We start from the raw sequence: 6806 nt of genomic DNA, 5'->3' as shown, positions 1-6806 counted from the left end.
CCGTCACGCCGGGAACATCGGCGAAGGCGCGCGCGTGCTCTCCCGCCATGGCGCCCGCGCCCACGATGGCGATCTTCACGGCGCTTGTCTCCGGCCTGGGGCTTCCCGGCACCATAGAGTCACGGCCAGGGGAATCTCCGCTCCCGTGGCAGGGGCGTCTCCGGCAGACGGACCGCCACGTGGCCGTTCTCGTGGGAGACGTAGGCCGCCACCAGGACCTCGATCGCCAGCCGTCCCTCCTCGCCCGATGGAAAGTTCTCCCCTTTGAGCAAGGCCTCGAGGACAGCGCGGCTGCCGGCGACGGCATCCGAGCTGGAGACCTTCCAGGCGCGCTCGTCGGCGGGACAAGCGTAGCGCGTCAAAGGCTGATGGCGCTCGCTGTCCTTCCTCACGATCAGGCGCATCTCCCCCGCCAGCCCCTCGACGAGGAGCTGGCCGAACCGGCCCGCGTACACCATGGTGAAGCCATGTCCCTGGTCGCTGCCGGCCTCCAGGTAGAAGCGCTTGCCGCCGGCGGTGGTCAGCCGCACCGATCCGGCGCGATCGTCGAACTGCGGCCCCCGGGGGTTCGGGAACGTGCCGGGAGAGAACCAGGCGGTGACCTCGCGCGGCGCTTCCCCGGTGGTGAAGCGGAACATCTCGAAGAGGTGGGTGCTGTTCATGGCCAGGCCGATGTTGCCCGCCACCATGGTGACGCTGGTCAGCCCGCCGAACGCCTCCGACTCCACCACCCTCTTGGCTTCGCGGTAGATCTCCGTGAAGCGCGCCGGGTGGTTGACGGCGAGGCGCGCCCCGGAGCGCTGCGCGGCCTCCAGCAAGGCGTCGCACTCGGCCAGGGAGGTGGCCATGGGCTTCTCGCAGAGGATGTAGCGGGCCCCGGCGGCCGCCGCCAGGCATCCCAGCTCGGCGTGGGAGGGAGCGGTGGTCGAGACGATGACGCACTCGGGCCGCGCGCCGCGCAACAACTCTTCTGCGTTGCCGAAGGCCTGGGCCGACGAGAGTTGGTGCTCCTGGCAGGCCAGGGCCAGGGCCTCGCGGTCCAGGTCGCAGATGCCGGCCAATTCCAGGCCGAGCTGGCGGACGGCGGTCATGTGCCTCCGCCCCATGCGCCCGGCTCCGATGATGCCAACCTTAGGTCTCATGCGAGCCAGTAGGAGGGAAAGTAGTCCAGGCGCGTCTGGCGCCCGTGCGCCCGGTCGTACTCCGCCTTGGCGTTCTGCAGCGCCAGGAGGTGCTCCGGGCTGCAGACGCGCCGTATGTGATTCACCCCGGTCATGAGGTGGGAAAAACCCCGCTTGGACGTGTACAGCGAATCCCCCGGTTCAAATCCCCCTCCCAGCATGACGAACTCGATGCCCCGCTCCGCCGCCCACCGGATCACCCAATCCACCATGTAGGTGCTGGCGCCGGACTTGATCAGTTCCTCATCACTTCCGGCAAAGTAGTACCACAGATGCTTCCGGCCGGCCAGGAACACCGCCGACACGGCGAGACGGTCGTGCAGCCGCGATTCCACCAGCAGCGCCCGCTGTCCCAGGTGCTGGAAGAGACTGGAGAAGAACTCGGCCGGGTAGACCTGCTTGCCGTGCCGGCGTTCCATGGTGCTGTCGTACAGGGCGACGAATTCCGCCAGGTGGTCGGCGTCGGACGGCACAAAGGTGACCGCCACGCCCTGGCTCTTCGCCTTCTTGATGGTGGAGCGATGTCCCTTGCGATACTCCTTCCATGCCTTCTCGTAGCCGCCCCGGAGGTCAACGTAGACGATCTGTGAGGCCTCGTGCAGGGGCACGTGCGCCGCCAGCTCGGGCTTGGCCCGGTTGAGAGGATGAAGGCGGACGAACTCCGTCACCGCTGAAATGTCCCGCAGGTATTCCTCGACCGCAGAGCGGTAGCGCGCGATCAGCTCTTTGCGATCGCCTCCCAGAACCACGGGGCCGTTGTACTCGGGGCTGGCGACATCGACCAGCGAGGCAGGCAGCTCGGTCCGCACCAGTTCGAAGAAGGGGAGGCTTGCGATGGACTTGGCGACGGTCACGTCGAAGACCGTCCCCAGCGCGTCCTCATAGCAGAGCATGAGAGGTTTGTGGGGAGAGCCGGCCGTGCGAAAGCGCGCGAAGGCGGGCTCATAGAACATATCCGCTCCCGCCGCCGCGACCAGGTCCGTCCACCGAGGATCGTCGGGACTCAGCGCGGTCAGAGGCATTGCCCGGAATCCTGAAGTCGCAAGACCACGTTGCGGGAAAGTTCGCAGGGTTCGCAGGAACCGTCTTCCAGTCGCTCGATGATCCGCTGCATCTCCGCATCCAGCGGCGGGCGCAAGGGATAGCTGGTGAAGTTGTAGGCATGCTGGAAGAGCATGGAGATGGGAGAAACGCCGCGGGCCTCCACCACTGTGAAGCCGGCGGCCGCGCAATCCTGCCGGAGTTCTTCCAGGGTCGGATGCGTCACCTCCACGCTGGTCGCGGCCGACTTCTCCAGCCGCTTGCCCTGGAAGGCGGTGCGCCGCATGTTGTCCACGTTCATGGCGACGACGTCCGCCAGAACCCGTCCATGGCGCGGGAACTCCGATAGCACCAGGGTGCCGCCGGGCTTGAGAAGAGTTCTTAGTGATCGGAGTACGTCAACCCGGTCCTTCGCCCCGCACAGGTAGGAGAGCACCTCGAAGCACAGCACCGTGTCGAACGCCGCTGGCCGCAGAAAGCCGTCCACGACGCCGGCGCCGACCAGGAGAAGCTCGCCCGGGAAGCCCACAGCCGAGGCCGTAGACCGGACGGCGTCGAGGTTAGCCTTGATGAAGTCGAGGGCCACCACCGTGATTGCCCCCTTCTCCATGGCCCAACGCGTGATCCGCCCGTCTCCGCAACCCAGATCGACCACGGTTCCCAGGCGCTGCGGAAACCACTCGTCCAGACACCGGCGGTAGGCGCGGGTCGCGCTGCTGACCTGGACGTTGTCGGCGAAACGCACATTGGCGAGGTGCGTGCCGCCGGCGGCCGCGTAGAAGCGGGCGGCATCGTTGGCGGCAGCTTCCGGCGAGAGGACGACCGGCCCGTCGACTGCCATGCGGCCTCCACAGGGACAGCGCAGCGTTGCCGCATCCGCGCTCTTCCACTCCGAGCGGCCGCACTGGGGACATCGAACCAGCCGGTTAACAAGATCGATCTGCATAGTCTCCTACGTTCCTCATCCCCTGTTGCGCGCGTCGATGAACCGCTTGCGGATCAGCTTGGCATCCAGGGGCACGGATTTCAGGCGCTCCACGATGCAGGCGGAAGCGTCGCCCTCGCCGTAGGGGCTGCGGCTGTCGCGCAGATCGGCGCGGAACTCCGGCGAGACGGCGCAGCGGATGGCGGCGGCGACCTCTTCGTGCCCGTAGCCGACGTCGATGATGTTCGCCGCGCGCACACGGCCATCCTGGCGTGTCCCGATGTTGACCACCGGCAGCCGGAACGAGGGTGCTTCGACCATGCCGCTGGAGGAGTTGCCCACCATGGCGGCGGCCAGCGCCATCATACTGAAGTACATCTGCGTGCCAAGGTTCTCGAGCGCCCAGGCGTCTTGGCGCCCGGCGGCGTACTGCTGTACGGCACGGCGGATGGTGGCGTTGGCGGGATCGGCGTTGGGCATAGTGAAGACCACCGGCATGCCCACGGCCGCAAGAGCGGCCAGCAGTTCGCCGACCTGGCGGGCGGTGTCGTCCATCTCCAGGGTGACGGGATGGTAGGTGACCAGCAGAAATGGCTTGCCGAGCTGCACGCCCAGGCGCTGCTCCAGCTCCTGCGCGGAAAGCATCTGCAGGGCGCGCAGGTTGTCGAGCGAGGGCGAGCCGCACACGCTGACGCGCCAGGGTTCTTCCCCCATCCGCATCACGCGGTCGGCATACTCTCGGGTCTGCGTGAAGTGCAGGTGGCTGAGCTTGGTGATGGAGTGGCGCAGGCTGTCGTCGATGGCGCCTTCGGTCAGCTCACCCCCGGCGATGTGCGCCACGGGGATGTTGAAGGGCAGGGCGGCGACCACTGCCGAGTGCATCTCGAAGCGGTCGCCGACCACCAACAGGATGTCGGGGCGGGTGCGGGCGAAGGCGCGGGCGAAGCCGGCGGTACCCCGTCCCATGGACTCGGCCACGGCGGCGGGGGTGTCGGAGGCGAGCAGCATCTCCACGCGTTCGGCGATGGGAAAGCCGTCAGCCTCGATCTCCTTGACCGTCATCCCGTACTGCGGCAGCAGGTGCGCGCCGCAGACGAAGAGCAGGAGCTTGAGTTCCGGGTCGGCCTGGATCTTGCGCAGGATCGGCCGATAAACACCGTAGTCGGAGCGCGCGCCGGTCACCACGCCAATGCTTCTCATGCCAGCATCTCCCAGGTGAGGAGAGTGCCGGCGGGGATGTCGCGGGCGGCGCGGCGGCCGATCACCTGCTCGCGCAAGGCCGGAGCCAGCCCCGTCCCCGGACGCAGGATCGCGATGTGCTCGGCGCGCAGCACGGTGCCCGCGGGAATGGCGCAGGCGGCTACCAGGCTGCGGCGCGCTACCTCGGCGGTGTTGCGCTCCTCCGCCGCGGGGCGCTTCGCGCCGTCGCCCAGCGACGCTTCCACCGCGCGGATGCCCGCGACCATGGCCGCGAAGTCGCCGGGCTCCAGCGAGGCGCGGTGGTCGGGGCCGGGGAGCTTGCAGTCCAGCGTCATGTGCTTCTCGACGATGCAGGCGCCCAACGCCACCGCCGCCAGCGGGATGGCGATGCCCAGGGTGTGGTCGGAAAAGCCCACCGGGACGCCGAAAGTCTCGCGCAGGGTCGCCATGGCGCGCAGGTTGATGCTGGCGGCGGGCGCAGGATAGCTGCTCACGCAGTGCAGCAACGCCAACTCGCGCGCCCCGGCGCGCTGCAGGCAGTCCACCGCGGTGCGCACCTCTTCCAGCTCGCACATGCCGGTAGAGACGATCAGCGGCTTGCCCTTGCGGGCCACGTGCTCGAGAAAAGGCAGGTTGGTGATCTCGCCCGAGGGCACTTTGAAGGCGGCCATTCCCAGCTCGTCCAGCAGGTCGGCGCTCTCGTCATCAAAGGGAGTGGAGAGAAAGAGGATGCCGCGCTGGGCGCAGTAGCTCTTCAATTCGCGGAAGGCCTCCGGCGGCAGCTCCAGCTTGCGCACCATCTCCAGTTGCGATTCGCCCGCGCCGGTGGTCTCCACCTGGTAGGCAGCCTTGGGCGCGAAGGGAGAGATGGCTTTCTCCGAGCGGAAGGTCTGGAACTTGACGGCGTCCGCAGCGGCTTGCACGGCCGCGTCCACCAGGCGGCGAGCCATCTCCAGGCTGCCGTTGTGGTTGACGCCGGCTTCGGCGATGACGAAGCAGGGCTGCCCGGCGCCGATCACGCGCTCGCCGATCCTGATCGTCGTTGGCATCGCCTTCGTCATTTGCGACCGCGCCGCTTTCTCTTCAACCAGGGTAGCTTGACCAGCCCGGCCTGCAGGGCCAGCTCGGCCATCTGGAAATCATGGAGGTCGTCGATGTCGAAGGCGCGCTCGCGCGGCAGCACCAGCATGCGGAGGGGCGCGGCGTCCACGTCGATCTCCTTCGTCTCCAGAAGATAATCGCGGCGGAACAAATAGAGCATGCCGTTGACGCGGAAGACCGGGGGAACGTCCTGGCGGCGGGTGTAGGCGGGCCCGCCGGAGAACAGGCGGCGGAGGTAGCCGGCCTGCTCTTCCACGCACACGTAGCGCGGGTTGAAGGCGGGCTCGGAGACCGCGATCACGCCCACGCAGCCGGGGTCTGCGTCGAGCAGGGCCAGCGCGCGGGCCAGGTCCTGGGGCAGCCGCGCCGGGTTGGTGGGCTGCAGCAGCAGCAGGGTCTCGTAGCGCCGCCCTTCCATCCGCTCCACTTCCCGCAGGGCGTGCTGCAACACCGGGAGCATGGGAGTCTCGTCCTGTGCCAGTTCGGCGGGGCGCAGGAAAGGGACGTCGCCGCGGTAGCGGCGGGCCAGGGCGGCGATCTTCTTGCTGTCGGTGGAAACGAGGCAGCGGTCGATGGCGGGGCAGCGGCGGGCGAACTCCAGGGCATGCGCCAGCAGCGGCAGGCCCGCCAGCGGACGCACGTTCTTTCCCGGCAAGCCCTTGGAGCCGCCGCGCGCCGGTACCACCGCCAGCAGGGGACGCACACTCACTCCAGTCCTCCCCGATCCCGCGCAGAGAGAATCTGCGATTACCAACTCGTAATGGGTGGAACCTCACTCTTAACTCTTATACCGCATTGCCGCTGTGCGGGTCAGCCGGAGACGAGGTATCAATCCCGATTCGGGAGGCCATGGGTTGCCTAAAGCTGTACCCCCGCCTCCGCGATGATGGTAAGATGACAGGAACTCTGGCGCGGAAATCGGCTGTATCCAGACGTGGCAGGATCAACGGGGCGGTTGGTGATGCTGGCGCCTGGTCTCCCCGCAAGCGCCTTCTCCCCCGGAGGCAAGGTTAGGCCCGCAGGGGTGTGCGCAGTATGGAACCAAGTGATCTGATCCCGTCGAAAAAGGGAGTGCCTGCTCCCGCGGTCCACGGCGAGTTGGTCCCGCCGATGGTCCCCTACAGCTATCTGCCGGTGGAGCCGCGCGAGCCCTCGGTCCTCGATTACTGGAAGATCCTGGTCAAGCGCAAGTGGATCGTGATCGCCACCGCGGTGGTGGTGTTCACGCTGGTGGCGGTGGCCACCTTCTCCACCACGCCCGTCTACGAGGCCAGCGGGCAGATCGCCATCTATCGCGACAATCCCGCGCCCCTGGGCTTCAAGGACCAGGTGCCCACCGACAGCGGCAGCTCCGACGA

7 protein-coding genes are annotated in these 6806 nt (G+C 67.7%); 1 reads left to right on the top strand and 6 read right to left on the bottom strand.

What is annotated here, in order from left to right; translation table 11 throughout:
* Window positions 1-119: 119 nt before the first annotated feature.
* Genes VEG08_14960 through VEG08_14935 form a run of 6 tightly spaced genes read right to left on the bottom strand, consistent with a single transcriptional unit; the run spans window position 120 to window position 6157 of the window.
* Window positions 120-1142, bottom strand: coding sequence for a Gfo/Idh/MocA family oxidoreductase (locus VEG08_14960; GenBank protein ID HXZ29292.1), 1023 nt, complete (start codon window positions 1140-1142; stop codon window positions 120-122).
* Window positions 1139-2203, bottom strand: coding sequence for a GNAT family N-acetyltransferase (locus tag VEG08_14955; protein ID HXZ29291.1), 1065 nt, complete (start codon window positions 2201-2203; stop codon window positions 1139-1141). The genes VEG08_14960 and VEG08_14955 overlap by 4 nt, the downstream gene beginning before the upstream one ends.
* Window positions 2194-3168 (bottom strand): DUF1922 domain-containing protein, encoded by a 975-nt coding sequence (locus tag VEG08_14950; GenBank protein ID HXZ29290.1) that lies wholly within the window; start codon window positions 3166-3168, stop codon window positions 2194-2196. Before VEG08_14950 ends, VEG08_14955 begins: the two co-directional genes overlap by 10 nt.
* A gap of 15 nt (window positions 3169-3183) precedes the next feature.
* Complete coding sequence (gene neuC, locus VEG08_14945) at window positions 3184-4347, bottom strand: UDP-N-acetylglucosamine 2-epimerase (GenBank protein HXZ29289.1); 1164 nt, start codon at window positions 4345-4347, stop codon at window positions 3184-3186.
* Window positions 4344-5396, bottom strand: a complete 1053-nt coding sequence (gene neuB / locus VEG08_14940) for an N-acetylneuraminate synthase (protein HXZ29288.1) — start codon at window positions 5394-5396, stop codon at window positions 4344-4346. Before neuB ends, neuC begins: the two co-directional genes overlap by 4 nt.
* Window positions 5397-5404: 8 nt before the next feature.
* The gene (locus VEG08_14935; protein ID HXZ29287.1) at window positions 5405-6157 is read right to left on the bottom strand and encodes an acylneuraminate cytidylyltransferase family protein; all 753 of its coding nucleotides are present in this window, start codon (window positions 6155-6157) and stop codon (window positions 5405-5407) included.
* 362 nt (window positions 6158-6519) lie between these two features.
* On the opposite strand from VEG08_14935, the gene VEG08_14930 reads away from it, so the two are divergent.
* Window positions 6520-6806 (top strand): Wzz/FepE/Etk N-terminal domain-containing protein (locus VEG08_14930; GenBank protein ID HXZ29286.1); only part of this gene is annotated, 287 nt, incomplete at its 3' end.

The sequence above is a fragment of the Terriglobales bacterium genome (assembly GCA_035624475.1).
Taxonomy (GTDB): domain Bacteria; phylum Acidobacteriota; class Terriglobia; order Terriglobales; family Acidobacteriaceae; genus DASPRL01.
The sequence above is the reverse complement of the archived record's forward strand: the minus strand, read 5'-3'. Positions and strand labels throughout refer to the sequence as shown.

What these genes read in the sequence shown, in the direction of transcription:
- neuC (HXZ29289.1), bottom strand. Translation starts at nt 4,347, where the DNA reads ATGAGAAGCATTGGCGTGGTGACCGGCGCGCGCTCCGACTACGGTGTT.
- neuB (HXZ29288.1), bottom strand. Translation starts at nt 5,396, where the DNA reads ATGCCAACGACGATCAGGATCGGCGAGCGCGTGATCGGCGCCGGGCAG.
- VEG08_14950 (HXZ29290.1), bottom strand. Translation starts at nt 3,168, where the DNA reads ATGCAGATCGATCTTGTTAACCGGCTGGTTCGATGTCCCCAGTGCGGC.
- VEG08_14955 (HXZ29291.1), bottom strand. Translation starts at nt 2,203, where the DNA reads ATGCCTCTGACCGCGCTGAGTCCCGACGATCCTCGGTGGACGGACCTG.
- VEG08_14960 (HXZ29292.1), bottom strand. Translation starts at nt 1,142, where the DNA reads ATGAGACCTAAGGTTGGCATCATCGGAGCCGGGCGCATGGGGCGGAGG.